We start from the raw sequence: 25843 nt of genomic DNA on the forward strand, positions 1-25843 counted from the left end.
AATGCGCTTCTCCTCACTATTTGCGCTGCGCCGCTGGCTGCCGGGGGCGCTGGCGCTGCTGGCCGGTTGCACCGACTCGTTTGCGCCCGACGTCACCACCTCGCCGCCGAACCTGCTGGTGGTCGACGGCTTTCTCAACAGCCAGGGCGTGACCACCATCAAGCTCTCGCGCGCCTACGCCATTGCCGCCAAAACCGCCCCACCCACCGAAACCCGGGCCACGGTGTACATCGAGGACGAGGCAGGCACCCGCCTGCTGCTGACCGAAACCAGCGTGAAGGGCACCTACACCTCGGCCGCCCAAACCCTGAACCCCGCCCGCCGCTACCGCCTGCACCTCAACACGCTGGCCGGCAAAGAGTACGTGTCGGACTACGTGCCCGTGAAGACGACACCCGTGATTGACGCCGTGACCTGGCGCACCGATAACGACGGCCTGAACATCTACGTGAATGCCCACGATGCCACCGGCACCACCCAGTACTACCGCTGGGACTACGTTGAAACCTGGGAAATCAACCCCATCTACCGACCTCAGGTGGAGTACGTGAACGGCGCCATGCGCGACATTTTGGTGCCGTTTCCAACCATCTGCTGGGGCACCGCCCCTTCGACGCCCATCCAGATTGCCAAAACCACGGCCCTGACCCAGGACGTGGTGTCTGACTTTCGGGTGCGGCAGTTGCCGCCCAGCTCCAACCTGCTCAACAGCCGCTACAGCATCCTGGTACAGCAGCACGCCCTCACCAAGGAGGAATACGCCTACTGGGAGCTGCTGCGCAAAAACACCGAGAGCATCGGCTCGCTGTTCGACGCGCAGCCCGCGCAGCTTACCGGCAACGTGCGCTGCCTCACCAGCCCTTCGGATGCGGCTCTGGGCTTCATCGGGGCCCATTCGATGACGGAAAAGCGCATTTTCATTCGGCGGGCGGAGCTGCCACAGGCCTGGCGCGTGCTCAACGGCTACGAAAGCTGCCAGCCGCCCGACAGCATCTTCTTCAACCGCAGCACGCCGCCGCCGAATCCGGCCCAGGTGATGCAATCCATTTTCGGTGCGGGCACCGTGCTGCCCATCGAGGAGATGTACGACAAACTGGGCATCCTCATCGGCTACACGGCCAAATCGAAGGACTGCATCGACTGCCGCACGCGCGGCACCTCCGTCAAGCCCAGCTTCTGGCCGTAGGCCGTGGTTTTTTCAGCAGCATTGAAGCGTCGTATCCGTATGGTTTTTTTTCAGATGAACAAGCGCGCCCTGGCCGGCCTGGGGCTGCTGCTGGGGCTGGGCTGGAACACGGCCCGCCCCGCGGCGGCGCAGGCCCCGCTCGACTCGCTCGACGGCCTCACCGGCAAGCTGCTGCGCTACGAGCAGCGCGGCCCGCACGAAAAGCTGTTTCTGCACCTCGACCGCCCGGTGTACCTGAGCGGCGAAACGCTGTGGTTTAAGATTTATGCCGCGGACGGCACCCGCGCCCGCCCCCTGGCGATGAGCAGCGTGGCTTACGTGGAAGTGCTCGACGCCGACCACCAGCCCGTGCTGCAAACCAAGGTAGCCCTGCAAAAAGGCAGCGGCCAGGGCTCTTTGGCGCTGCCCACGGCCCTCGCGGCGGGCAGCTACACCGTGCGCGCCTACACCAGCTGGATGAAAAACTTCAGCCCCGAGGCCTACTTCCACCGCCCCATCACGGTGATTAACACGCTGTCGGCCTCCGGGGCCAGCGCCCGCGACTCGGCCACGTCCTACGACGCGCAGTTTTTCCCCGAGGGCGGCCACCTCGTGCGCGGCATCCGCAGCCGGGTGGCGTTCAAAATCACCGACAAAGCCGGCCGCGGCGTGGCGGCCGAGGGCAAAGTGCTCAACCAAGGCGGCGCCGTGGTAGCCACGTTTCGCACCCTGCGCTTCGGCATGGGCCATTTTGACTTCACTCCCGCCGCCGGCCCCGACACCTACACCGCCACCATCACCCTGGGCCCCAAGCGCGTGCTTACCCGCCCCCTGCCCGCCCCCGCCGAGCAGGGCTACGTGCTGCGCCTCGACGACACCGGCCCCGACCAGCTGACCCTGACCGTGAACGCCAGCGGCGCCCCGGCCGAAACCCTGGCCCTGCTGGCCCACTCGCGGCAGCAGGTGGCCCTGGCCACCCGCGAGCCGCTGCGCAACGGCCAGGCCGTGTTTGTCATCAACAAAAGCGCGCTGCTCGATGGCGTGTCGCACCTCACCCTGTTCAACGCCGACCGCAAGCCGGTGTGCGAGCGGCTGTATTTCCGGGCGCCGCAGCAGCTGCTGGCCATCACGGGCCGGGCCGATAAGGCGCAGTACGGCACCCGCGACAAGGTGAGCGTGCAGGTGGCCACGGCCGCGCTGCCCGCGGCGGAGGCCAGCAATTTGTCGATGGCCGTGTACCGGCTCGATTCGCTGACCACGACGCCCGGCCCGGGCATCGACCGCTACCTCTGGCTCACCTCCGACCTGCAGGGCACGGTGGAAAACCCCGACTACTACTTCACCGCCACCGGCCCCGAAGCCGCCGAAGCCACCGACAACCTGCTGCTCACGCAGGGCTGGAGCCGTTTCCGGTGGGAGGATGTGCTGGCCGCGCCCAAGCCGTTCGAGTTTCTGGCCGAGCCGTACGGGCCCGTCATTCAGGCACAGGTGCTGCGCGCCGGCACCCGCCAGCCGCAGGCGGGCATCAGCACCTACCTGGCCTCGCCCAGCCGTATTGTGGACCTGAGCGTGGCCGCCAGCAACGCCCAGGGCATCGTGCGCTTCGAGCCCAACCGCTTCAGCGGCCCGCACGACATCGTGCTGCAAACCGACCCCGGCCAGGACAGCACCAGCCTGCTCACGGTGCTGAGCCCCTTCTCGGGACGCTACGCGACGGGGCCGCGCCCGGCGTTCGGCATCACGCCCCGCTTCCAGCAGGACTACGCCCGGCGCCACTTCCAGGCCCAGGTGCAGAACGTGTTTGCCGGCAAATACCGCAACCGCTACGCGGCCGAGCGGGTCGATAGCCTGGCCTTTTTCGGCAAGCCCGACGAGACATACCTGCTCGATAAGTTCACGCGCTTCAAGGTGATGGAAGAGGTGCTGCGCGAGTACGTGCCGGGCGTGGTAGTCCGCATTCGCAAAGACGGCTTCCACCTGCTGGTGGTGGACCGCATCAATAAAGCCGTGCTGTCGGAAAACCCGATGGTGCTGCTTGACGGCGTACCGGTGTTCAACATCAACAAGATAATGGCCTTCAATCCGCTTAAAATCCGGAAGCTCGACGTGCTGGACGGCCGCTACTTCCACGGCCCGGCCGTGTACAACGGCATCGTGAGCTTCACCACCTACAAGGGCGACCTCGAAGGCTTCCCGCTCGACCCGCGTGTGCTGGTGCAGGAGTACGAGGGCGTGCAGCGCCAGCGCGAGTTCTACGCCCCGCGCTACGACACGCCCGAGGCCGCCAAAAGCCGCCTGCCCGACCTGCGCAACCTGCTCTACTGGAACCCCGACATCAACCTGACCGGCCCCACCGCCAAAACGCTGGATTTCTACACCGGCGACCAGGCCGGGCGCTACCTCGTGGTGTTGCAGGGCCTGGCCACCAACGGCCTGGCTGGCAGCCGCAGCTTCGTGCTGGACGTGAAGCCGGCGCTGTAGCCGCAATGCCGGAAATAGAAAGCGAAGGGCCGGCCGATGAACTCATCGGCCGGCCCTTCGCTTTTCTGGCTATTGTCCGGCTACTCCACCACCACGTGCCGGGTGGCCGGGCCGCTGGCGTAGTCTACGCGCAGCACGTAGAGGCCCGGGGCCAGCGCGGCGGTATTGAGCGAAACGTCGGCGGCCGTAGCTGGCTGGCTGATAACGGTTTTGCCCAGCGCATCGAGCAGGCTCACGCGTTGGGGGCGGGCGCTGGCTTCCAGCTGCAGGTGCAGCACATCGTGGGCCGGCACGGGCCAGGCCTGAATGCGGCTGCCCTCCTGGGCGGCGCGCACGGCCAGCACGCCCGTGGGCAGGAAGCGCGCCAGGCTCGTAGCGGGCTGCCCCGCAGCTTGCAGGAAATAGCCGCCAGCCAGAATGGCCCCGTCGGGCTGCACCACGATGGTCGAAACCGACGCTCCTCTATTATAGCGCGTCGTGGCCAGCCCCGTCGCGGGCACGGCTAGCGTGCTCGTACTGAACGAAGCATCCACCTGGCCGGTCGCTGCGAGCCGCACCAGCGGGTAAGTAGGGGCATTGTACGGGTTGGCCAGGCGTATGGTGCCGCCCACCAGGATGCGGCCGTCGCTTTGCACGGCCAGGGCGGCAATGCCCGATTCTAAAACCGTTGCCGTTACAAGGGGCTGTACAGCGTTGGCAAACCCCGGCAGGCTGGCCCCGGTAGCAGTGACGCCCACCACCAGCCGGGTGCTGGCAATGCTTGCATTGAAGATGCCCCCTGCCACGTAGCCGCCGGTATTCGGCGCCTCGGCCACTACGTCGGGCCCATACTCATCAAAGCCAGTACCGGCCGTGTTCACATAGTTAAAAGCGGGGTCGGGCGCCCCGGTAGCTAGCAACCGAACCAGCTTGTTCTGGTAGCGAGGGGCCACACTGGCGTCCCGCACCACGCAGACAATCGCCCCATTGGCCTGCACCAGGCCACTGCTCACCCCCGGCAGCGTGGCCGGTGGCGCAAACGTGGGCTCGACGCTGCCATCGGCATTGAGCCGGGTGAGGTTGGACTTGCCGGTCGCATCGACAAAGCCCCCTCCCACGATGATTTGCCCGTTGGCCTGCGCTGCCAACAACCCGATATTGGGCGGCCCCAGCACGCCGGACGCAAGCGCGGGCACGAAACCGGCATCCGTGGCGCCGCTGGTGGTGAGGCGCACAAATAGCGACTCGGAATCGCTGGTGTTGGCACTGCTGGTGTAAATGTTGCCCGCCACCAGTAGCTGGCCGTTGGCCTGCACTGCCAGGGCCGAAAGCCGCCACACGCCACTTCGGGGCTGCCGCCAGGCAAAGGTCAGGTCGGGTTGGCCGTCGGGCAGCAAGCGGGCCACGCGGTCGGTCAGGTGGCCGTCGACGCTGTTGAAGCGGCCCGAGATGAGCAGCTTGCCATCCGCCTGGCGCACCACCTTATCGATATCGGCCGGCTCTTGCAGCAGGGGCGCAAAGCCGGTATCGAGCCCGCCGCTGGGCTGCACCATGGCCAGGGTACGGCGCTGGCCGGCGTAGTTGTTCATCGCGCCCCAGGTCAGAAAACTGCCACTGGCCAGCGGCCGCATGCCCCACACGTAGCTGTCGGGGCCAGCGCCCGGCTGGAAAGCGGCATCCACCGCGCCATTCACCTGCAGCTTAACCAGCTGGTCGTTAAATTGGTAGCGAGTGCCTGGGGCCGAATTGGTGGCCGCCCGCACCAGAATCTGGCCATTGGGCAGCACTTCCAGCTGGTAGAGGTTGCGCCCCGCCAGGCTGGCCGGCGCGGCAAAGCTGGGGTCGAGGGCGCCGGTGCTCAGCAGCCGGTACAGCGACTGCGCCGCTGCCGAAGCCCCCGTGGTAACGCTCCCGCCCACCAAAATCCCCCCGTTGGCGTCCAGCGCAATGCAGTCAATCCACTGCTGCCCCACCGGACTTAGTGCCGAGCGAAAGCCGGTATCGCGGCTGCCGTCGCTGTTCAGCCGAATCAGGCCCCTGGTGCCGGTAACTGCCAAATTAAAGTCGCCGCGCACCAGGATTTTCCCATCGGGCTGCAACAGGATGCTGCCCCCCTGCGAAGCCGTGGACAGCGCGGCGCTGAAGCTGGGGTCGGGCGAGCCGTCGCTCAGCACCCGAAACAGATTGCGCTCACTGGCATTGCCGTTGGTCAGATACAGCCCCGTAATCAGCACGCGGCCGTCGGGCTGCACAATGGCCTGGTCGATGCGAGGCAGGGTGCCCACATTGGGCAGAGACAGGTTGAAACCGGCGTCCAGCGTACCGTCGGCGTTGAGCCGAAACAACAGATTGCGCCGTACGGTACCGGCCTCGTAGCTGCCCTGCACCAGCAGCTGGCCGTTGGGCATGGGCACCAGTTTTTGAATCATCATGGCCGCGCCACTCAGGTTTTGCCGGAAGGTTTGGTCTTCCCCCCCGGCGGCGTCGAAGCGCGCCAATCCTTTGCTGGCCTGGCCATTGGCCCGGGTGAAAGTACCCGCCGCCACAATCTGGCCGCTGGGCATCTGGGCCGCGTCGACGATAAATGCTTCCCCATATAGCTCGGGGATGTGAAAGGCCGGGTCGAGCGTTTGGGCGCGGAGGGGGCCGGGCAGCCACAGCGCCAGCAACAGCAATAAGACCGAAAAGCGTAATTGATTACCCATTGAAGTGACGGAAAGTGGAAGATGTGGAAGTAACCTGATTCACTGCTACTGAATTGCGTGACCACCTGCGTATGCAGAAGGTTGCCGAGACGGGCAAAAATCCAGCCACCTATTCCGTTCCAACGTACTTTCGCACCTATGTCCGACACCGCTGCTCCCACCCCCAAAAAGCTCTTCCTGCTCGACGCGTTTGCCCTCATCTACCGCTCGCATTTCGCCTTCAGCAAAAACCCGCGCATCAACTCCAAAGGCATGAACACGGGCGCCGTGCTCGGCTTCACCAACACGCTGGTGGAGGTGCTGCAAAAGGAAAAGCCCACCCACATCGGCGTGTGCTTCGACGGGCCGAAAAAGACCTTCCGCCACGAGCAGTTTGCCGCCTACAAGGCCCAGCGCCAGGCCATGCCCGAGGACATCGGCATTGCCCTGCCCTACATCAAGAAAATTATCCAGGGCTTCCACATTCCCATTCTGATGATGGAGGGCTACGAAGCCGATGACGTCATCGGCACACTGGCCCAGAAGGCCGAGAAAGAAGGCTTCGAGGTGTTTATGATGACGCCCGACAAGGACTACTGCCAGTTGGTGACGGAGCACATCAAAATATATCGCCCCGCCTTTATGGGCAACGCGGCCGAAATCCTGGACGTGGCCCACGTGCTGGCCCGCTTCGAGATTGAGCGCGTGGAGCAAGTCATTGACATTCTGGGCCTGCAGGGCGACGCGTCGGACAATATTCCCGGCATCCCCGGCATCGGTGAAAAGACGGCCAAAACGCTGATTCAGAAGTACGGTTCCGTCGAAAACCTGCTGGCCAACGTGGACGAACTCAAGGGCAAGCAGCAGGAGAACGTGCGCAACTTTGCCGAGCAGGGCCTGATGAGCAAGGAGCTGGCCACCATTCACGTCAACGTCCCGCTGGATTTCGAGCCCGAAAAGCTGGTACTCGACGCGCCCGACGAAGCCACCCTGCGCGAGCTGTTCGACGAGCTGGAGTTCCGGCAGCTGTCGGCCCGCATCTTGGGCGGCGGCCCCGAGCGCACGCCGGCCGGCGTGGCCGTGCCCGGCTCCAAGCCCGTGCGCCGGCCCAAGCTGGTGCCCGGCGGGCAGGCTTCGCTCTTCGGCAACCCTGGCGATGAGGCCGTAGCCATTGGCGCCGAGGAGGGCGAAACCGCTGGTTTTGGCGCCCCCGCCGGCCCGCGCAAGCGCCTCGAAGACGTGCCCTACAACTACCACCTACTGGACACGCCCGAGCTGCGCAAGTCGCTGCTCAGCTTCTTGTTGCAGCAGGAGGAAGTGAGCTTTGACACCGAAACCACCGGCCTGGATACCATGACGGCGCGGCTGGTGGGCCTGAGTTTCTCGTGGCTGCCCGGCGAGGCCTACTACGTGCCCGTGCCCACCGAGGACCAGGCCGCCGTGCAGGCCATCGTGGACGAGTTCTGCCCGTTTTTTGAGTCGAAAACCATTCTGAAAATCGGCCAGAACATCAAGTACGACCTCACCATCCTCAAGCACTACAACGTCAACATCTCGGGGCCGCTGTTCGACACGATGCTGGCCCACTACCTCATCGAGCCCGACATGCGCCACAACATGGACGTGCTGGCCGAGACCTACCTGCACTACTCGCCGGTGAGCATTATTGAGCTCATCGGCCCCAAGGGCAAGAAGCAAATCACGATGGCCGACGTGCCGCCCGCCCAGGTGAAAGACTACGCCTGTGAGGACGCCGACGTGACCCTGCAGCTCAAGCATGTCTTCGAGCCCATGCTGAAGGACCTGGGCCTGCTGGGTTTGCTGAATGACGTGGAAAACCCGCTGGTGCCGGTATTGGCCGACATTGAATATGAGGGCGTGAAGATTGACAGCGTGGCCATGGGCGAATACTCGGCTGAGCTGCAAGGCTACGTGAGCGAACTGGAAACCCAGATTTTCCGCGAGGCCGGGCAGGAGTTCAACATCGGCTCGCCGAAGCAATTGGGCGAGGTGCTGTTCGACAAAATGGACATCGGCAAGGGCAAAATAAAGAAAACCAAAACCGGCCAGTACGCCACCGGCGAGGAAATCCTGAGCCAGCTCGCCGCCGAAAACCCCATCGCCGCCCTCATCCTCGAATACCGCCAGCTCACCAAGCTGCGCAGCACCTACGTGGAGGCCCTGCCCCAGCTGGTGAGCGTGGTCGATGGCCGCGTACACACCAACTTCAACCAGGCCGTGGCCGCCACCGGCCGCCTGAGCAGCACCAACCCCAACCTCCAGAACATCCCCATCCGCACGGAGCGGGGCCGCGAAATCCGCAAAGCCTTCGTGCCGCGCGACGAAAACCACGTGCTGCTCGCGGCCGACTACTCGCAGGTGGAGCTGCGCATCATGGCCGACTTCTCGGGCGATAAAACCATGATTGAGGCCTTCCGCCTGGGCCAGGACGTGCACACCAGCACCGCCAGCAAGGTATTCCGCGTGCCGCTGGAAGAAGTGGATTCGGAGATGCGCCGCAAGGCCAAAACCGTCAATTTTGGCATCATCTACGGCATTTCAGCTTTCGGGCTGGCCCAGCGCATCGGCATCAGCCGCAAGGAAGCCACCGAGATTATCGAGACGTACTTCCAGGAATTCCCCTCGGTGAAGGCGTTCATGGACGACAGCATCAACCGCGCCCGCGAGCTGGAATACGCCGAAACGCTGCTCAAGCGCCGCCGCTACCTGCGCGACATCAACTCGCGCAACGCCACGCTGCGCGGCTACACCGAGCGCAACGCCATCAACGCCCCCATCCAGGGCACGGCCGCCGACATCATCAAGATGGCCATGATTAACATTCATCACTGGCTGCGCGAGGAGAAGTTAGGCACCAAGATGATTCTGCAGGTGCACGACGAACTCGTGTTCGACGCCGTGACCGAGGAAGTTGAATACATCACGCCCAAAATCAAGGAGCTGATGACCACGGCCCTGCTGCTGCCCCACGGCGTGCCGCTGGAAGTGGAAGTAGGCAGCGGCCGCAACTGGCTGCAGGCGCACTAGGCCACTACCTTCCGGCCCGCGTACGGCTCGGATTTGCATAACAAACAACGCCCCTCTTCGTGCGGAAGAGGGGCGTTGCGGGTTTTTAGCCGGCCTTCGAGCCGGGCCAGCGGGCCCGGTGGGTTAGCACGCGGTGGGTTTCACGGGCACGTCCTCGACGTGCTGCTGGCCGTACTCGAAGCCGCCGCGGCCGTTCCAGTTGTTGTCGACGGCCAGGTGCGCGGTGAGCTTGCCCAGGTACGACCCGATGGCGGGCGGCGGAACCGACTGCACGTATTCGCCCTCCAACGATACCAGCTTGGTGACGGGGCCGAAGCCGAGACCCCGGATTTGGCCCTTCACGTTGACCGTAATGTTGGAGCCGGGCCCGGGGATGGCCTGGGTGATGTGCACGACGCCGCTAACGGCGCCGGTGGGCGCGTTTACCAGCAGCGAGTAGTGCAGGATGGGCGCGCCGGGCATTCCGGCGTTGCCCACGGTGCCGCAGGCGCGGTACAGCCCGGCCAAAGGAGCAGCATTGGCGGCGGGCGCGGCGGGGGCTTGCGTGGTGTTTTCCATGGGGTTGTGGTAGGGGTTGATGCGTTTCCTACTCTGGCTGCGGGTTTTCGGACTCCCCCGGTGCCGGGGCCATTGACGGGCCTCGGCTACAGGGACAAAGCAACGCCCGCCGACGGCCGAAAAAACGAGTGGTACTACCTGATTTTCAAGGGCACGTATTACTACTTCCCTTCACGTAGAAGTACTTGGTTTACACCATTGGGCCCTATCACTAGGAGTTTTAGCAGTAATTGAATACCTCAATTATTGCCTGCTACGCTGCAGAATCTCATGGTTGACCCGCAAGCGGGCGAAACGATGAAAAATGCCGGTGTGAAGGGCCACCCCAGCCTGAAGCTACTGCTTCCGAAAGGCCACAACGGCAACTCAACTTGGACCCGGGCCGCTAGCTCGCCGTATAGCTACGGATTCCACTCCTCCAACCGAAAGCTATGCCTCACCACCCCCACACCACCACGCTCCAAAACGTCACCCGCGGCCTGCTGGGCACGTTTATGATTGTAGCCGGCACCAGTCACCTCACCTTTGAGCGACGAGAATTTCAGGCCCAGGTGCCCGACTTTGTACCGGAAGACAAGGACACGGTCGTGCTGCAGTCGGGCGTAGTCGAAATTGCGCTGGGGCTGGCCCTGCTGCTGCTGAAAGGCAAGAACCGCCGACGCATGGGCATTGGCTTGGCCGCTTTCTACGCGGCGGTTTTTCCCGGCAATGTGCATCAGTACACTCACCGCATATCCGCCTTCGGGCTTGATACCGATGCCAAGCGGCTGGCCCGCCTGTTCTTCCAGCCCGTGCTGATGGGCGCGGCCCTTTATTCGACCGGCGTGCTGAATGCTTCGCAGCCGAAAAAACGAGCCAACGTATGATACCCAGCAGCATCCCGCCCATGGACAGGGCCAACCAGAAAGGCGTGGTGGCCGAACTCACCAGCCTGCTCACGAAGGCCAATGCCCACGCCACCTTCGAGGAGGCCTGCGCCGACCTGACACCCAAAATCTGGAACCAGCACGTGCCGGAAGTGCCCTACACCATCTGGCAGCTGGTCGAGCACGTGCGCATCGCGCAGTGGGACATTGTCGAGTTCTGCCTCGAACCCGAGCACGAGTCGCCGAAATGGCCCGAAGGCTACTGGCCCGCCCCGGACGCCACCGCCGACGAAGAACAATGGCAGGAGACCCTCGACCACATCCGGCAAGACCGGCAGCGCTTCCTGCACCTGCTGCACGCGCCCGGCACCAACCTGCTGGCGCCCCTGCCCCACGGCACGGGCCAGACCATCCTGCGCGAAGCCATGCTCATCGCCGACCACAACGCCTACCACACCGGCGAAATCATCCTGGTGCGCCGCCTGCTGAAAGCCTGGAAATAAGACTGGCTGCCAACGAAAAGAGCCCGCCACGTCAGACGTGGCGGGCTCTTTTCGGTCTTTGTTTGAAAGACTATTTCTTCTGCGTTTTCACGGTCTTGCCCGAAGGCTTGTCCTTCACTTCGGTTTCGTTTTTCTTCTCGTCGCGCTTGGTGGCGGGGTCGGTGTGCTTCGGGGTGTTGGTGGTATTGGCCATGGTGGTTTGGGAAAGGATGGGGTGAAAGTGTGCCCGTTGTACGGCGCGGCGGCGCGGCCGGCTGGGTAGTGGCGCCTTTTCCCCACCCTTCTCTACCCCTCTACCCCCACCATGCGCTTGATTCCCAGTTTTTTCATCCGGGCTTCCAGTGTTTTGGGGTTGATATCGAGCAACAATGCGGCCCCCTGGGCGCCGCTCACACGCCCGCCGGTGCGTTGCAGAGCGGCCAGAATGTGGTCCCGCTCCTGCTCTTTCATCGTCTTGATGGGAACGGCTGCCTGAGCGGTTGGCGTGGCCGGAGCCGCCAGCAGCAGCGGGGCCGCCGCAAAACCGGCGAATTCCAGAAACTGGCCCTGGCTCACGATGATGGACTGCTCCAGCACGTGCTCCAGCTCCCGGATATTGCCGGGCCAGCTGTAGGCTTGCAGGGCGGCCAGGTCCGCTGGTCGCACCTGCCGGATGGGCTTGCCCAGGCGTTTGCTCAGGCGCTGCACGAAGTGGCGCAGCAGTGGCTCAATATCCTCGCGGCGCTCACGCAGTGGGGCCAGCTCGATGGGAAACACGTTGAGTCGGTAGTACAAATCGGCCCGGAAGCGGCCGGCGGCCACCTCGTCGGCCAGTACGCGGTTGGTGGCGGCAATGACGCGGGCGTCGGAGTGCAGCACTTTGGTGCCGCCCAGCCGCTCAAACTCCCGCTCCTGCAGCACGCGCAGCAGCTTGGCCTGCAAATCGAGCGGCAGCTCGCCAATTTCATCGAGGAAGATGCTGCCGCCATTGGCCAACTCAAACTTGCCGATGCGGCGCTCCACGGCCCCCGTGAAAGCCCCTTTTTCGTGGCCAAATAATTCGCTTTCAATCAGCTGGGCGGGCAGCGCCGCACAGTTGAGCTTGATGAGGGCGCGGGCGTGGCGCGGCGAGGCATTGTGCAGCTCGCGGGCCACCAACTCCTTGCCGGTGCCGGTTTCGCCAGATATCAGGACTGTCGTATCGGTGGGGGCCACCATGCCAATGCGGCGCTCCACCTGTTGCAGGGCCGGGCTGCTGCCGATGAATGTGCCCGAGTCGGCCCCGAACCGGGCCGAGGTATTGATTTCATCGACCAGATACGTCCGCTCCTGCTCCACCTGGGCCTTCAGTTCCTCAATCTGCTCAAAGGCAAAGAGGTTTTCCAGGGCCAGCGCAATCTGGGGCGTGAGGGCCAGCACGGTGGCCAGGTCTTCGGGGCGGAAGGCGGTGGGGTTGGGCGAGGCCAGCATGAGCACCGCCGCGCCATCGGGCCGCTGCCAGATGGGCACAATGAGCATGGCCCGCGTGCCGTACTCCTCATACACGTGGCGCAGCAGCGGGTAGCGCTGGGCCTGGGCCCGAAAATCATCGGCGGCATAGAGGCCGGGCTCACTCAGCAAGTCGTTCAGCTGGTGGTACATGGCCGAAGCATCCAGCCGGTTCAGGCCGTTTTGGCGGTTGGGGTCGAGGGCCAGCAGGGGCGCATCCGCCCCCACGCCGGAGCGCGAAAATTCCGCAAAGCCTTCAAATGCTTCCTGCCGCCCGGCCCGCTGCACCCGCAGCCCGAAGTAATCGAAAAGCACCACCCGGCTCAGGGCCTCGGCCACGGCCCGAAACAGCGGCTCTCGCTGCTTGATGCTGAGCAAGGCGTTGGTGATGTTGAGCTGCAGGGTGCGCTCCTGCTCGCGGCGCGCTACCTCCTCGAATGCCAAAGTGTTAGCCACAGCAATGGCAATTAGGGAGCCGATTTTTTCCAGCAGCTTTTCATCGGCCGCCGTGAAGTGCGGCGTGCGGCGCGAGGCCAACGTCATAAACCCGGTGAGGCGGCCGCCGATGTGCAGCGGCACGGCCGTGAGGTGCGTCACGCCCAGGTGCGTCATCTTCTTATACGCCGTATACTCCGGATAATCAGCCAGGTACTGCTGCGGCGTAAATTGTTGAACGCGCGGGTCGGCCACCAGCTTTTCGATGGGCGAGCCGGCAATGGGGGTGAAATAGTCGGCCCCGGGCGGCAAGGGCGGCGCTTCGTCAACGCCGTAGTAGTCGCGCAGGAACAGGCGCTTCTGCTTCACCTCTTCGTCGAAGACGTTGATGCCGATGAGGTCGAAAGGAAAAATCAGCCGCAGCTTGGTCGTCACCACCTTGAACAGCTGGTCTTTGTCGCGAATCGTGGCGATGGCCTCGTTGAGGTGCAGCAGAAGGGTTTCGTCGTTAGTAGGCACCAGCTTGAGTTGATTTTTCCTGAAATAACAGGAGCAAAATTATATCAATTCCTGCTATTTCAGGAAAATCACACCTTATAAAACTTTTACTATATAGCACCCAAAATGACAAACCTTATTTTAATTATCTAGTATTCAATGGGAAGACATGACTACTATTTTATTCACCCGGGCTGGCACGTCTTTCGGTAAGAAGCGGGCACACCCTATGCCAATTGGCCTTATGCTTTCTCATCAACACCTCAAGGGCTTTGCCGGTTTGTCGCTGATTGGCGGCTTGCTGCTGGCCCGGCCGGCGCTGGCCCAAAACCAGCCCGGCGTTCCGGCGGCTTCCCAGGCCATTGGCCTGGCCAGCGACTCCCTGACCCTCGGCGCGACGCTGCAAGCCGTGCTCGACGCCAACCCCAGCATCACCAACCTCACCGAGCTGTCGAACGCCTCGACCAGCCGCCTGAGCCAGACGCGGGCCGGTTTTCTGCCTCAGGTGACGGGCACGGCTACTTACACGCGCATCGACCCGGTGGTGAAGCTGCCCTTCAACGGCGAAACGCTGCAGTTTGCCCCCAACAACAACTACGATTTCCACCTCACGGCCCAGTACCTGCTGTTCGATTTCGGCAAGAACGAGGCGACGGTAAAGGTGGCCGAATCGCAGGTGCAGACGGCGGTGGACAACATCACGGTGGCCCGGCGCGACCTGGCCTTCAACGCCGCGCAGGTGTACTATAACATCCTGTTCATGCGCGAGAGCATCAAGGTGCAGGACCAGCAAATCGCCTCGCTGAAAGCCCACCGCGACGAAATGAACAAGCGCGTGCAGGCCGGCGTGAGCACCCGCTTCGACGTGACGACGACGGATGTGCGCATCACCCAGGCCCAAAGCACCAAGCTCGACCTGCAAAACCAGCTGCGCAACCAGCAGGTGCAGTTGGCCCGCCTGCTGCACAAGCCCAGCCAGGCCGACATTCCGGTGAAAGGCCGCCTCACATACGAGCCGCAGCCAGTGAACCTGGAAGCCGAAGTACTGAAAGCCAGCAACAACCGCCCCGAGGTGAAACTGGCCCGTGACGCTGAAAATACAACCGCCCTGCAGGCGCGCCTCATCGAGAAAAGCAACATGCCCAGCCTCGGCGCGGGTGTGCAGGCCGGCGGCAAAAACGGCTACATTCTGCCCGACATCAACCGCATTCGTTTCAACACGGTAGGCGTGCTGCAGCTGTCGGTACCGATTTACGACGGCAATAAGAACAAGAAGCAGCGCGTGGAGGCCGAGGCCAATGCCCGCGCCGCTGTGGCCCGCACCGCCGACACGCAGGAGCAAATCCGCGCCGACGTGCGCCAAGCCGTGAACAACATGGATTTCAGCCAGGCCCGCCACGAGAATGCCCAACAGCAGGTAGCCCAGGCCACTGAAGCGCTGAGCAAAGCCCGCGACCGGTACCGCTACGGCGTGGGCCAGAACCTCGACGTGCTGGATGCCGAAACCCAGCTCGCCCAGGCCCGCCTGGCCCTGGTGCAGGCCGAATACAACTACACGCTGGGCCAGTACCAGCTGCGCCGCGCCACCGGCGAGCAGATTTGGCAATAAGCGCTTAGTGCCTACCACCATGAACCTCTCCACCATCCTTTGTCCGCTCGATTTCTCGGCCGCGTCGGCTGGGCTGGTGGCCTACGCGGCGGCCCTGGCCGTGGCCACCGGCGCCGAGCTGCGGCTGCTGCACGTGTGCGAGCCGCAGGAGGACCCCACCGGCCAGCAGCCCGACGCGAAGGTGTTCGGCTCCTGCAAAGGCCGGATGCAGGCCCTGCAGGCCTCGGCCGAGCAAGCCGGCGTGGCCCGCGTGCACACCGGCATGGTGCGCGGCGAGGCGGCTCCGGAAATTGTGGCCGAAGCCGACCGCCAACAGGCTGATTTGATTGTTATTGGCGCGCACGGCCAAACGGGCCTCACCCGCTTTTTGATGGGCACCACCGCCGAAATCGTGCTGCGCACCGCCCGGTGCGCCACGCTGCTGGTGCGCGCCCCGCTCCAACCCGACCCTGCGGTGGCTGCGGAATAACCCGGCCACTGCTTCTCTCCTTTTTTCGTAAAACACCGCCCCCGAATACTTACTAAGATGGCCCAGACCGAAACTTCCGTTCAAAACGCCCCTGCTCCGTTTCCCAACGCCGCCTCTACCGAAACCGAGCACGTGGAGGAACCCAAAAAGCGCAACCCGCTTGTTTTCATCATCCTGGCGGTGATTCTGCTGGCCGGTGGCTTCTTCGGCTACACGCGCTACCAGTTTGCCAAAGCCCACGAAAGCACCGACGACGCCCAGGTAGAAGGCGACGTGTACCCGGTATTGCCCCGCGTGGGCGGCCCGGTGCTGGAAGTGAAGGTGGACGACAACATGCCCGTGAAAAAGGGCCAGGTGCTCGTCACCCTCGACCCTTCGGACTACCAGCAGCGCGTGAACGCCGCGGAGGCCGCCCTCTTCGCCGCGCAGGCCCAAGTAACTGCCGCCCGCGCCGGCGTAGGCACGGCCAGCGCCAACGTGCGCACCGCTCAAACCGGCATCGGCGTGAGCCAAGCCAACCAGGAGCGCCTGCAGAAAGACCTGAAGCGCAGCGAATTGCTCCGCAAGCAGGACATCATTCCGCAGAGTGAGTACGACGCTGTGCAGGCCAACCTGAAAGCCACCGCCGCCCAGCGCGCCACCGCCACCGACCAGGTGAGCGTGGCCCGCCAGCAGGTGGCCGCCGCCCAGCAGCAAATCGCCGTGGCCCAGGCCGTGGTGAAACAGCGCCAGGCCGACCTCGACAACGCCAAGCTGCAACTAAGCTACACCACCATCGTGGCGCCGCAGGATGGCATCATCAGCAAGAAAAACGTGCAGCCCGGCCAGGTGGTTGGCCCCGGCCAGCAACTGTTCGGCATCGTGGGCAGCGCCCGCACCTGGATTGTTGCCAACTTCAAGGAAACCCAGCTGGAGGACATGAAAGTGGGCCAGCCCGTGAAACTGGAAGTGGACGCCTACCCCAAAGAGGAGTTCCAGGGCCACATCGAGTCGCTCTCGGCCGCTACCGGCGCCCGCTTCGCCCTGCTGCCCCCCGACAACGCCAGCGGCAACTTCGTGAAAGTGACCCAGCGGATTCCGGTGCGCATCGCCCTGGATAAAGTTGACCCGCAGCACCCGCTCCGCGCCGGCATGAGCGTGAATGCGGTGGTGCAAGTGAAGTAAGGTAACGGGCCAGGCGGCCGTCATGCTGAGCGAAGTCGAAGCATCTCTACCGCACCAGTAAACCCAATCGTTGGGATTAGTTACGCGATAGAGATGCTTCGACTTCGCTCAGCATGACGGCCTTTTTGTACATCTAAACTTTAGTTAATGGAAACCGGATTTACCAAGTGGATTATCGTTGTGACGGTGGTCCTCTGCGTGTTGCTCGAGCTGATTGATACCAGCATCGTGAACGTGGCCCTGACCCAGATGATGGGCAACCTCTCGGCCACCCAGCAGGAAGTGACCTGGGTGGTGGCCGCCTACGGCATCGCCAACGTGATTGTGATTCCGATGACCGGCTTTCTGGCCGAGCAGTTCGGGCGCAAAAACTACTTCTTCTTCTCTGTGGTGTTGTTCACGCTGGCCAGCATGGCCTGCGGCCAGAGCACCAACCTGTGGGAGCTGGTGGCTTTCCGCTTCGTGCAGGGCATCGGGGGCGGCGCGCTCATGGCCACTTCGCAGGCCATTCTGATTGATACTTTCCCGCCCAAACAGCTGCCGCTGGGCCAGGCTTTGTTCGGCATGGGCGTGATTATCGGGCCGACCATCGGCCCCACGCTCGGCGGCTACATCGTGGACAACTATGACTGGCCCTGGATTTTTTACGTGAACGTGCCGGTAGGCATCCTGGCCGCCATTTTCACGCTGCTGTTTATTCGCGACCCTGACCGCATCAAGAACGCCATTCCCCGGCCGTTGCGCGAGATTGACTGGGCCGGTATTTTCCTGCTGATTCTGGGCGTGGGCTCGCTGCAGTTGGTGCTGGAGCAGGGCGAAACCGAAGACTGGTTCGAAAGCGCTTACATCAACAGCTTCGCAGCGCTGGCGGCCTTTGGCCTCATCGGCTTCATTGTGCGGGAGTTGACGGCTAAAGCGCCGATTGTGGACCTGCGGGTGCTGGGCAAGAGCCGCAACCTGGCCGTGGGCTCGGTGCTGTCGTTTGTGCTGGGCTTCGGCATGTTTGCTTCGGTGTTCATATTGCCCATTTTCACGCAGCGCATTCTGGGCTTCACGGCGGCCCAAACGGGCTACATGCTGCTGCCCGGCGCGCTGGCGTCTGGCTTTATGATGCCCGTGATTGGACGCATGCTGCAGGCCGGCGTGCCGCAGAAGGTGATGATTCCGGTGGGCTTCCTCATCTTCTTCGGCTTCACGTTCTGGATGGCCAACGTCATTTCGCCCACCGCCGGCGAGGACGACTTCTTCTGGCCGCTGATGGTGCGCGGCCTGGGCATGGGCCTGATTTTCCTGCCCATTACCACCATGAGTCTGGCTGGCCTGAAAGGCAAAGACGCCGGCCAGGCCGCCGGCCTCACCGGCATGATTCGCCAGCTCGGCGGCTCGTTCGGCGTGGCCATCGTGGGCACGTATCTGGAGCGCAGCATTGCTCAGAACCGCATCAGCCCGCTGGCCCACATCTCGCTCTACGACTCGGCCACGGTGCAGCGCATTCAGGCTTTCACGCAGAACTTCATGGCCCACGGCTTCTCCTTTGAGCAGGCCCAGAAGCAGGCTTACTATGCGCTGGAAGGCATCCTGATGAAGCAGGTGTCCATCATCACTTATTCGCAGGTGTTTGCCATGATTGGCTTGTTTTTCGTGTGCTGTCTGCCGCTGGTGCTCCTCATCAAGCGCGTGAAAATCACCGGCAAAATCAGCATGGACGCGCACTGATTTCAACCGGTATGGCGCGGCAGCAAGCTGCGGCAGCCACAATGTAGCGCAACCAATTGACCGTGCATTTGCAAAAAGTCCCGACTCTTCTGGAGCCGGGGCTTTTTGTTTGAACGGTCTTGGCCGGGGGCGTTGGAGAAACTTACAAAACCCCGGAGGAAAAGTCTGCTTAAACAGTTTAGCTTTGGGTTTCACAGGCAAAACCCAACCACCCCGGCTCCCTTTCTCGCCCGAATTCCCTCCCTTCGATGGCTGCACTTCCTCCCGTTTCGGCGGCAACGCCTCCCGCCGATACTGTTCCACTCGGCACCGCGCCGCGCTACACGTCGGCGCTAAGCGCGGTCACGACGCTGTTTTTCCTGTGGGGCTTCATCACCTGCCTGAATGACATTCTGATTCCCTACCTGAAAGCCATTTTCCAGCTCAGCTACGCGAAAGCGAATTGGATTAACGGGTGCTTTTTTGGGGCGTATTTTCTGATGAGCATTCCGGCGGGGCGGCTGGTGGCGCGCATCGGCTACAAGCGCGGGATGCTGCTGGGGTTTGGGGTAGCGGCCGCGGGCGCGTTTCTGTTTTATCCGGCGGCGGCGCAGCGGGTGTACGGGCTATTTTTGGGGGCGCTGTTTGTACTGGCGTCGGGCATCACGCTGCTGCAGGTGGCGGCCAACCCCTACGTGGCCATTCTGGGGCCGGCCCGGTCGGCGTCGGTGCGGCTCACGCTCACGCAGGCGTTCAACTCATTGGGTACTACGCTGGCCCCGCTGCTGGGCAGCGCCCTCATTCTGAGCCACCTGCCCAAGCTCAGCACCGCCACCAGCGCGGCGGCCATTGATGTGACAGCCGTGCAAATTCCCTACCTGGTTATCGGCACCGTGCTGCTGCTCATCAGCCTGCTGCTGAGCCGCGTCGACCTGCCCCAGATTGAGCTGGCCACCGAACAGGTAGCTAACATTGACGCTGGTTCGGTGCGGGCCTGGCACTACCGGCATTTGGTACTGGGCGTGGTGGGCATTTTTGCCTACGTCGGGGCCGAGGTGGCCATTGGCTCGCACTTGGTGAGCTACTTGAGTTTAAATAGTGTCATGTCGAACATTCTCTTTTATGTCAGAAATTTAGCCTCGACTTTTGGCCTGCAAAGATTTATTAACCCACAAAATGCACAGGAAGCAGCTGGCGTGATGGTTTCGTTTTATTGGGGGGCGGCCATGGTGGGCCGGTTTGCCGGCGCCTACCTGCTCAATAAGTTCTCGCCCGCCAAGCTACTCGCTTTCAATGCCGTGGCGGCGGCGGTGCTGGTGCTCATCTCCATTAATACCACCGGCGAGGTGGCCATGTGGAGCCTGCTGGCCGTGGGGCTGATGAACTCCATCATGTGGCCCGTGATTTTCCCGCTGGCACTGGCCGGGCTGGGCCGCCACACCGAAGAAGGCTCGGGCCTGCTGTGTACCGCCGTGGTGGGCGGGGCGCTGGTGCCGCTGCTGTTCGGCGCCATTGCCGACCACAGCAGCCTGCGCCTGGCGCTCTTGCTGCCGGTGCTGTGCTACGCCTACATTGTGTGGTACGGGCTGCGCGGCAGCCGCCGGGCGGCGGTGGCTGTTTAGGGTACGGAGCTGGTCATCTCAAGAAGAAGGTTCATGCTGAGCGCAGTCGAAGCATCTCTAGCGCTTCGTTGAATCAGCATTCAATTACTTGCGCGGTAGAGATGCTTCGACTGCGCTCAGCATGACGTTCAAGCTTACTTCAGTATGCTAAAAACCCTTACCGCCCTGGCGGCCCTCTGGCTGGTAACTGATGCAGCCAAGGCCCAAACGCCCGCCCCGCAAGCCGACCCGGCTCAATGGGTGAACCCGCTCGTCGGCACCGATTCCAAGCCCGACCTCTCGAACGGCAACACCTACCCGGCCATTGCCCTGCCGTGGGGCATGAACTTCTGGATGCCGCAAACCGGCAAGATGGGCAGCGGCTGGGCCTACCAATACGCGGCCGACAAGCTGCGCGGCTTCAAGCAGACGCACCAGCCCTCGCCGTGGATGAACGACTACGGGCAGTTTGCTCTCATGCCCATCACCGGCCGGCGCGTGTTTGACGAGGACGCCCGCGCCAGCTGGTTTTCGCACAAAGCCGAAGTGGCCGAGCCCAACTACTACCGCGTGTACCTGGCCGACCACGACGTGACCACCGAAATAGCACCCACCGAGCGCGCCGCCCGCTTCCGCTTCACCTTCCCGCAAACCGACAGCGCCTACGTGGTGATTGACGCGCTGGACCGCGGCTCCTACGTCAAAGTACTGCCCGGGCAGCGCCGCGTCATTGGCTACACCACGCGCAACAGCGGCGGCGTGCCGAAGAATTTTAAGAACTATTTCATTCTGGAATTCGACCACGACTTCACCAGCACGGCCCTGTACCAGGATAAAGCCCTGGCGCCGGGTGTGCTGGAAGTGACGGCCAAGCACGCCGGGGCCGTAGTCGGCTTTAGAACCCAAAAAGGAGAGAAGGTGAACGCGCGGGTAGCCTCCTCGTTCATCAGCCCCGAGCAGGCCGAATTGAACCTGCGCGAGATTGGCGAGCAGGACTTTGACGCCGTGCGCCGGCAGGGGCGCGCCGCCTGGAACAAGGCGCTGGGCCGCATCGAGATTGAGGGCGGGACGGAGGCGCAGCGGCGCACGTTTTACTCGTGTCTGTATCGCGCGCTGCTGTTTCCGCGCAAGCTGTATGAGCGGGATGCCGCTGGCAATGTGGTGCATTACAGCCCTTTCAACGGGCAGGTGCTGCCGGGCTATATGTACACCGACACGGGTTTCTGGGACACGTTTCGGGCGCTGTTTCCCTTCCTGAACCTGCTGTACCCGGATGTGAATGCCGAAATTCAGCAGGGCCTGGCCAACGACTACAAGGAAAGCGGCTGGCTGCCCGAATGGGCCAGCCCCGGCCTGCGTGACGTGATGGTGGGCAACAACTCGGCCTCGGTGGTGGCCGATGCCTACCTCAAGGGCATCCGGGGGCAGGACATGAACGTGCTCTACGAAGCTCTCACGCACGGCGCCAACAACGCCGGGCCCCTCGACGCCGTGGGCCGCAAGGGCGTGGTGTATTACAACAAGCTCGGCTACGTGCCCTACGATGTCAAAATCGACGAAAACGCGGCCCGCACGCTGGAATATGCCTACGATGATTTTACCATCTACCAGCTGGCCAAGGCGTTGAATAAGCCCAAGAAGGAAATTGACCTTTACGCCCGGCGCAGCCAGAACTACCGCAAGCTCTTCGACAAGGAAACCGGCCTGATGCGCGGCCGCAACCAGGACGGCTCGTTCCAGAAGCCCTTCAACCCGTTTAAATGGGGCGACGCCTTCACCGAGGGCAACAGCTGGCACTACACCTGGTCGGTGTTTCACGACGTGCAGGGCTTGGTGGATTTGATGGGCGGCCGGCAGAAATTCGTGGCCACGTTGGACACCGTTTTCACGCTGCCGCCGGTGTTCGATGCGTCGTACTACGGCGAAGTCATCCACGAAATCAGGGAGATGCAGATTGCCAACATGGGCAACTACGCGCATGGCAACCAGCCCATTCAGCACATGGTGTACCTCTACAACTACGCCGGCCAGCCCTGGAAGGCGCAGTACTGGGTGCGCGAAGCCCTCAACCGCCTCTACCTGCCCACCGCCGACGGCTACTGCGGCGACGAAGACAACGGCCAGACTTCGGCCTGGTACGTGTTTTCGGCCCTGGGCTTCTACCCCGTGTGCCCCGGCTCTGACCAGTACGTACTGGGCGCTCCGCTCTTCCCCAAAGCCACCCTGCACCTGCCCTCGGGCAAGGACATTGTGTTGAACGCGCCCAACAACTCGGCTGAAAACCGCTACGTGAACAAGTTGACGCTCAACGGCCAGACTTATGATAAGAACTGGCTCAGCCACTCGGAATTGATGCGGGGCGCGACGCTGAATTTCGATATGAGCGCCATTCCGAACAAGAGCCGGGGGACGGCACCGGCAGCGGCGCCGTACTCATTCTCGAAGGCGAAGTAAACGCTCATGCAGAGCGCCGCGAAGCATCTCGCTCGGGGCAACAATCAAAAGAATTAGTGGCGGCACGCGAGATGCTTCGCTACGCTCTGCATGACGGTCAAACAGAAAGCCCCGGCACTGCGCAGTGCCGGGGCTTTCTGGTGTAAAAACGTGTCTGGTTTTGACAGGACGGATTGCTTCGGCTCCGCCTCGCAATGACAGACGACTACTGATACTGAATGTACAGCGGCTTGGGCGTGAGCTGGGTCAGCACTTCCACCGGGGTCATCATGTGGTGGGGCTTGGGCTTGGGGTCGTACTCGTAGAACAGCTTGAAGCCGGTGTATTGCACGGGCTCGGTCTGGATGTAGTCGTGGTACGAGTCCTTTTTCAGGGTGGGCTCGCCGTGGCCGTCCATGTGCATCACCACCTGCACGCGGGGGTCGAGCTTGATGTTTTTGTAGTTGGTAATCATCTTCCGGGTGAAGCGGTGCACCGTCAGCACCTTGGGCGGCAGGTGGTTTTCGCTCACAATGCGGGCCAGGAAGTTGATGGTGAAGTTCACGTCCTTAGCGTCGAGCGTGCCGATGCGCTGGTTGGGGCGCACGCCGGGCATGGTGGCCAGGGAGAACTCCGGGTCGATGCCCAGGTGCACGTCGGGCTGCTTGAGGTAGGCTTCCAGCTTGGGCAGCTCCACGGGCAGGGTGCTGTGGCCGGGCTGCACGTCCAGAAACAGGATGCACTTGTGCTCGCGGGCCCAGCTCAGCACCTCGTCGATGGTGGCTTTGGAGTTCATCAGGCGCCACTTGCCGTCTTTGCCGGGCGTGCCCTGGGCCGTGATGGTCACGTTGTGCAGGGCGGCCTGCACCGGAATGCTAGGGTCGGCGGCCTGCCATTCCTTCAGCACGCCCGCAAACTTGCGGAACATCTGCTCCTTGGGCTCGCGCCCGAGAATGCCCATGCCCTTCGAGCGGATGTTGCCATAAAACGCCACGATGCGGTGGCCCGGCAGGATGGCGCCCGGCAGCTGGCCGGTTTTGCGGGCAATGCTGTCGGCCTTCAGCGAGTCGCGCCGCATGGCCATCGCCTTGATTTTGATGGTGTCAATCGGGGCCGGCTGCGCGGCAACGCTGTCGCCGGTGGCGCCGGTGGCCCCTTTTTCGCCCTCGTTGGGGCTGGTTTTGCAAGCGGGCAGGCTGGCGGCGGCCAGCAAGCTGAGGGAGGCGGCCACGAGCGCAGCACGCGGCGTTAGGGAAAACAGCACTGAATAAAAACGAATTAGAAGGCCAATACGACCCGCAAGTTAGCCCATTTTGCCGGGTTGGCGCTGGACTTAACGCGGAAAGGCTCCGGCCAATAGCGGAGCTTTTCGAGCGGTTTCTCACGTAAAGCCAAGTTATTGGCTGATAATTTTCACGTTTTCGCCACCGGGGAGGGCGGCGGTAGCAAACAAAATGGGCACGGTGAAGCTCACGGCCACGGGCTTGCCGTCCTGGGTGCCGGGCTCGAAGCGGGGCAGCTGGCCAATAGCCGCCACCACCGCGGCGTCGTATTCCGGCCCGAGGCCTTTCACAATGTTGGGGTTAAACACTTCGCCGCCGCTGTTCACGACGAAGGAAACGAACACCCGGCCCGTTTTCTGGTTGGCGGCCGATACCTGCGGGTAAGCCAGGTGGTTCTGAATGTATTCTACGATGGCCCGGTTGCCGCCACCGCCGGGCAGCTGGGGCATCTTTTCCACGTAGGTGTACACTTTTTCGAGCGTGGGCGGCGGCGGCGGGGGCGGCGGGGGCACCAGCGCATTTTGCGCGGCGCTGGAAGCGGCCTGCTCGGCGGGCGAAGCAACTTTTTCGCAGGCGACGGTGAACAACAAGGCGCTGAGCAAGGGCAGCGCCAGCCACTGCTTCCAGCGGCGAATGGGGGAGGTTTTCTGTATCATGGCAATGCGACGGAGGGTTTGGGAATGGGAAAAGGTGTGCGCAAGCGGGACGGAGAAACCCAGGCGGCTGGCCACTTGCCGGGCCAACAGGTGTGTATAAGATTGGGCAGGGGAAAAGGCCGGCGCCTGGCGGGCGGCGTGGCGCAGGGCAGCCTCATCGGCCAGAAACTCGTGGGTGAGGGCCAGCGCCCGGCCGCACAAATGCACGAAGGGGTTGAACCACAGCCCGGCGCGCAGCAGCTCCAGTAGCAGGCGGTCGTAGGTATGGCCCTGGCGCGCGTGGGCCAGCTCGTGGCGCAGCACTTGGTCGGCCTCGGCCGGGCTCAGGGCCAGGGTTTCATCCCAGAAAATGAGGCGGCCGAACGAGCTGGTGGGCAGCTGGCCGTGGGTGGGCACCAGCGTGTAGCCGGCGCGTTTTTCGCGGGCCAGGTGGCGCGTGCTCCGCCACAATTGCCCCAACTCCAGAGCCAACCGGTCCAACATCAGTAGCACACCAGCTAAGTAAATGAATAGCAGCACCTGCGGCCAGTCGACTGCCGCAGCCGGCGCGCTGGTGGCCCCGCCGGGCCCCACGGCCACCGTGGGCAGCAGCACAGCGGCCACGCCGGTCAGCTGGAGCGCGGGCCCTACGCTCCAACTGGCGGGCAGGGCCACGGGCAGCAGCGGCAGGCCGGCGGCCAGCAGCGGCCCCAGCACCAGAAACCAGCGGTTGTAGGCAAAGCTGCGTTCCTGGTGCAGGGCCAGGCGGTAGCAGGTCCACCACGCGCCCAGCAACACCGTGCTGAGCACCATCCAATTAAGCAGGTTGAGTTGAGTCGTCATCGGTGGGGTTTTGGGGTTGGGAAGCGTGACGGAGAAGTTCGTCGAGCTGGGCGGCATCGAGGTTTTCTTCTTTGGCGAAGAAGGAAACGAGCCGGCTGAAAGAATTACCGAAATGCCCGCCCAGCAGCTTGCGCAGCGAAAAGCGGCGGTAGTCGTCCTGGGCCACCAGCACGAAGTAGCGGTGCGTGCGCCCAAAGGCTTCGTGGTCGACAAAACCTTTGGTTTCCAAGATGCGGATGATGGTGGACACCGTGTTGTAGGCCGGCTGGGGCGTGGGCAGCTCGGCAAGCACGTCCTTCACGAAGGAGGGTCCGAGGCGCCAGAGCACCTGCATGACTTGTTCTTCGGCGCGGGTAAGTTCGGGAAAAGCGGAGGAGTCCATGAAAACGGATATCGTGAGGTGGATGTAAACGTACAACTAATTTTT

At 63.0% G+C, this 25843-nt stretch carries 18 protein-coding genes; 11 read left to right on the forward strand and 7 right to left on the reverse strand.

What is annotated here, in order from left to right; translation table 11 throughout:
• Nucleotide 1: 1 nt before the first annotated feature.
• Both Q4S41_RS04275 and Q4S41_RS04280 read left to right on the forward strand, forming a co-directional pair.
• Nucleotides 2-1186 carry a DUF4249 domain-containing protein gene (locus tag Q4S41_RS04275; RefSeq protein WP_305029872.1) on the forward strand — a complete coding sequence of 395 codons (1185 nt, stop codon included), beginning with the start codon at nt 2-4 and terminating at the stop codon, nt 1184-1186.
• Nucleotides 1187-1240: 54 nt separating this feature from the next.
• On the forward strand, nt 1241-3646 hold the full coding sequence (locus Q4S41_RS04280; RefSeq protein WP_305029873.1) for an MG2 domain-containing protein: 2406 nt from the start codon (nt 1241-1243) through the stop codon (nt 3644-3646).
• Between the two features lie 80 nt (nt 3647-3726).
• Here Q4S41_RS04280 and Q4S41_RS04285 read toward each other — a convergent pair whose 3' ends face one another.
• Entirely contained in the window at nt 3727-6330 is a 2604-nt protein-coding gene (locus Q4S41_RS04285) for a T9SS type A sorting domain-containing protein (RefSeq protein ID WP_305029874.1), read from the reverse strand.
• Nucleotides 6331-6468: 138 nt separating this feature from the next.
• On the opposite strand from Q4S41_RS04285, the gene polA reads away from it, so the two are divergent.
• Nucleotides 6469-9357, forward strand: a complete 2889-nt coding sequence (polA, locus tag Q4S41_RS04290; protein ID WP_305029875.1) for a DNA polymerase I — start codon at nt 6469-6471, stop codon at nt 9355-9357.
• A 123-nt stretch (nt 9358-9480) separates the two neighbouring features.
• Here polA and Q4S41_RS04295 read toward each other — a convergent pair whose 3' ends face one another.
• On the reverse strand, nt 9481-9915 hold the full coding sequence (locus Q4S41_RS04295; RefSeq protein ID WP_305029876.1) for a DUF1842 domain-containing protein: 435 nt from the start codon (nt 9913-9915) through the stop codon (nt 9481-9483).
• Nucleotides 9916-10346: 431 nt separating this feature from the next.
• Here Q4S41_RS04295 and Q4S41_RS04300 point away from each other — a divergent pair, with 431 nt between their 5' ends.
• Entirely contained in the window at nt 10347-10781 is a 435-nt protein-coding gene (locus tag Q4S41_RS04300) for a DoxX family protein (protein WP_305029877.1), read from the forward strand.
• A 20-nt stretch (nt 10782-10801) separates the two neighbouring features.
• Nucleotides 10802-11284 carry a DinB family protein gene (locus Q4S41_RS04305; protein WP_305029878.1) on the forward strand — a complete coding sequence of 161 codons (483 nt, stop codon included), beginning with the start codon at nt 10802-10804 and terminating at the stop codon, nt 11282-11284.
• A gap of 70 nt (nt 11285-11354) precedes the next feature.
• On the opposite strand, the gene Q4S41_RS04310 is transcribed toward Q4S41_RS04305, so the two are convergent.
• The gene (locus Q4S41_RS04310; RefSeq protein ID WP_305029879.1) at nt 11355-11477 is read right to left on the reverse strand and encodes a hypothetical protein; all 123 of its coding nucleotides are present in this window, start codon (nt 11475-11477) and stop codon (nt 11355-11357) included.
• A gap of 92 nt (nt 11478-11569) precedes the next feature.
• Nucleotides 11570-13705 carry a sigma-54-dependent Fis family transcriptional regulator gene (locus Q4S41_RS04315; protein WP_305029880.1) on the reverse strand — a complete coding sequence of 712 codons (2136 nt, stop codon included), beginning with the start codon at nt 13703-13705 and terminating at the stop codon, nt 11570-11572.
• A gap of 223 nt (nt 13706-13928) precedes the next feature.
• Between Q4S41_RS04315 and Q4S41_RS04320 the strand changes: the two genes are divergently transcribed.
• The 6 genes from Q4S41_RS04320 to Q4S41_RS04345 all read left to right on the forward strand — a co-directional run bounded on the left by Q4S41_RS04320 (nt 13929) and on the right by Q4S41_RS04345 (nt 22676).
• The gene (locus tag Q4S41_RS04320) at nt 13929-15293 is read left to right on the forward strand and encodes a TolC family protein (protein ID WP_305029881.1); all 1365 of its coding nucleotides are present in this window, start codon (nt 13929-13931) and stop codon (nt 15291-15293) included.
• A gap of 19 nt (nt 15294-15312) precedes the next feature.
• Nucleotides 15313-15762, forward strand: a complete 450-nt coding sequence (locus Q4S41_RS04325; protein ID WP_305029882.1) for a universal stress protein — start codon at nt 15313-15315, stop codon at nt 15760-15762.
• Between the two features lie 57 nt (nt 15763-15819).
• Nucleotides 15820-16926 carry an HlyD family secretion protein gene (locus Q4S41_RS04330; protein WP_305029883.1) on the forward strand — a complete coding sequence of 369 codons (1107 nt, stop codon included), beginning with the start codon at nt 15820-15822 and terminating at the stop codon, nt 16924-16926.
• 147 nt (nt 16927-17073) lie between these two features.
• Entirely contained in the window at nt 17074-18642 is a 1569-nt protein-coding gene (locus tag Q4S41_RS04335; RefSeq protein ID WP_305029884.1) for a DHA2 family efflux MFS transporter permease subunit, read from the forward strand.
• Nucleotides 18643-18890: 248 nt separating this feature from the next.
• On the forward strand, nt 18891-20243 hold the full coding sequence (locus Q4S41_RS04340; protein ID WP_305029885.1) for a sugar MFS transporter: 1353 nt from the start codon (nt 18891-18893) through the stop codon (nt 20241-20243).
• Nucleotides 20244-20387: 144 nt separating this feature from the next.
• Nucleotides 20388-22676, forward strand: coding sequence for a GH92 family glycosyl hydrolase (locus Q4S41_RS04345; RefSeq protein ID WP_305029886.1), 2289 nt, complete (start codon nt 20388-20390; stop codon nt 22674-22676).
• A 205-nt stretch (nt 22677-22881) separates the two neighbouring features.
• On the opposite strand, the gene Q4S41_RS04350 is transcribed toward Q4S41_RS04345, so the two are convergent.
• The 3 genes from Q4S41_RS04350 to Q4S41_RS04360 all read right to left on the reverse strand — a co-directional run bounded on the left by Q4S41_RS04350 (nt 22882) and on the right by Q4S41_RS04360 (nt 25798).
• Entirely contained in the window at nt 22882-23919 is a 1038-nt protein-coding gene (locus Q4S41_RS04350) for a hypothetical protein (protein ID WP_305029887.1), read from the reverse strand.
• Nucleotides 23920-24051: 132 nt separating this feature from the next.
• On the reverse strand, nt 24052-25416 hold the full coding sequence (locus Q4S41_RS04355) for a M56 family metallopeptidase (RefSeq protein WP_305029888.1): 1365 nt from the start codon (nt 25414-25416) through the stop codon (nt 24052-24054).
• A complete protein-coding gene (locus Q4S41_RS04360; protein WP_305029889.1) occupies nt 25391-25798 on the reverse strand; it encodes a BlaI/MecI/CopY family transcriptional regulator in 408 nt (135 codons plus the stop codon). The genes Q4S41_RS04355 and Q4S41_RS04360 overlap by 26 nt, the downstream gene beginning before the upstream one ends.
• Between the last annotated feature and the right edge of the window lie 45 nt (nt 25799-25843).

This window comes from Hymenobacter convexus (assembly GCF_030580955.1).
In the GTDB taxonomy this organism is placed as follows: Bacteria; Bacteroidota; Bacteroidia; order Cytophagales; family Hymenobacteraceae; genus Hymenobacter.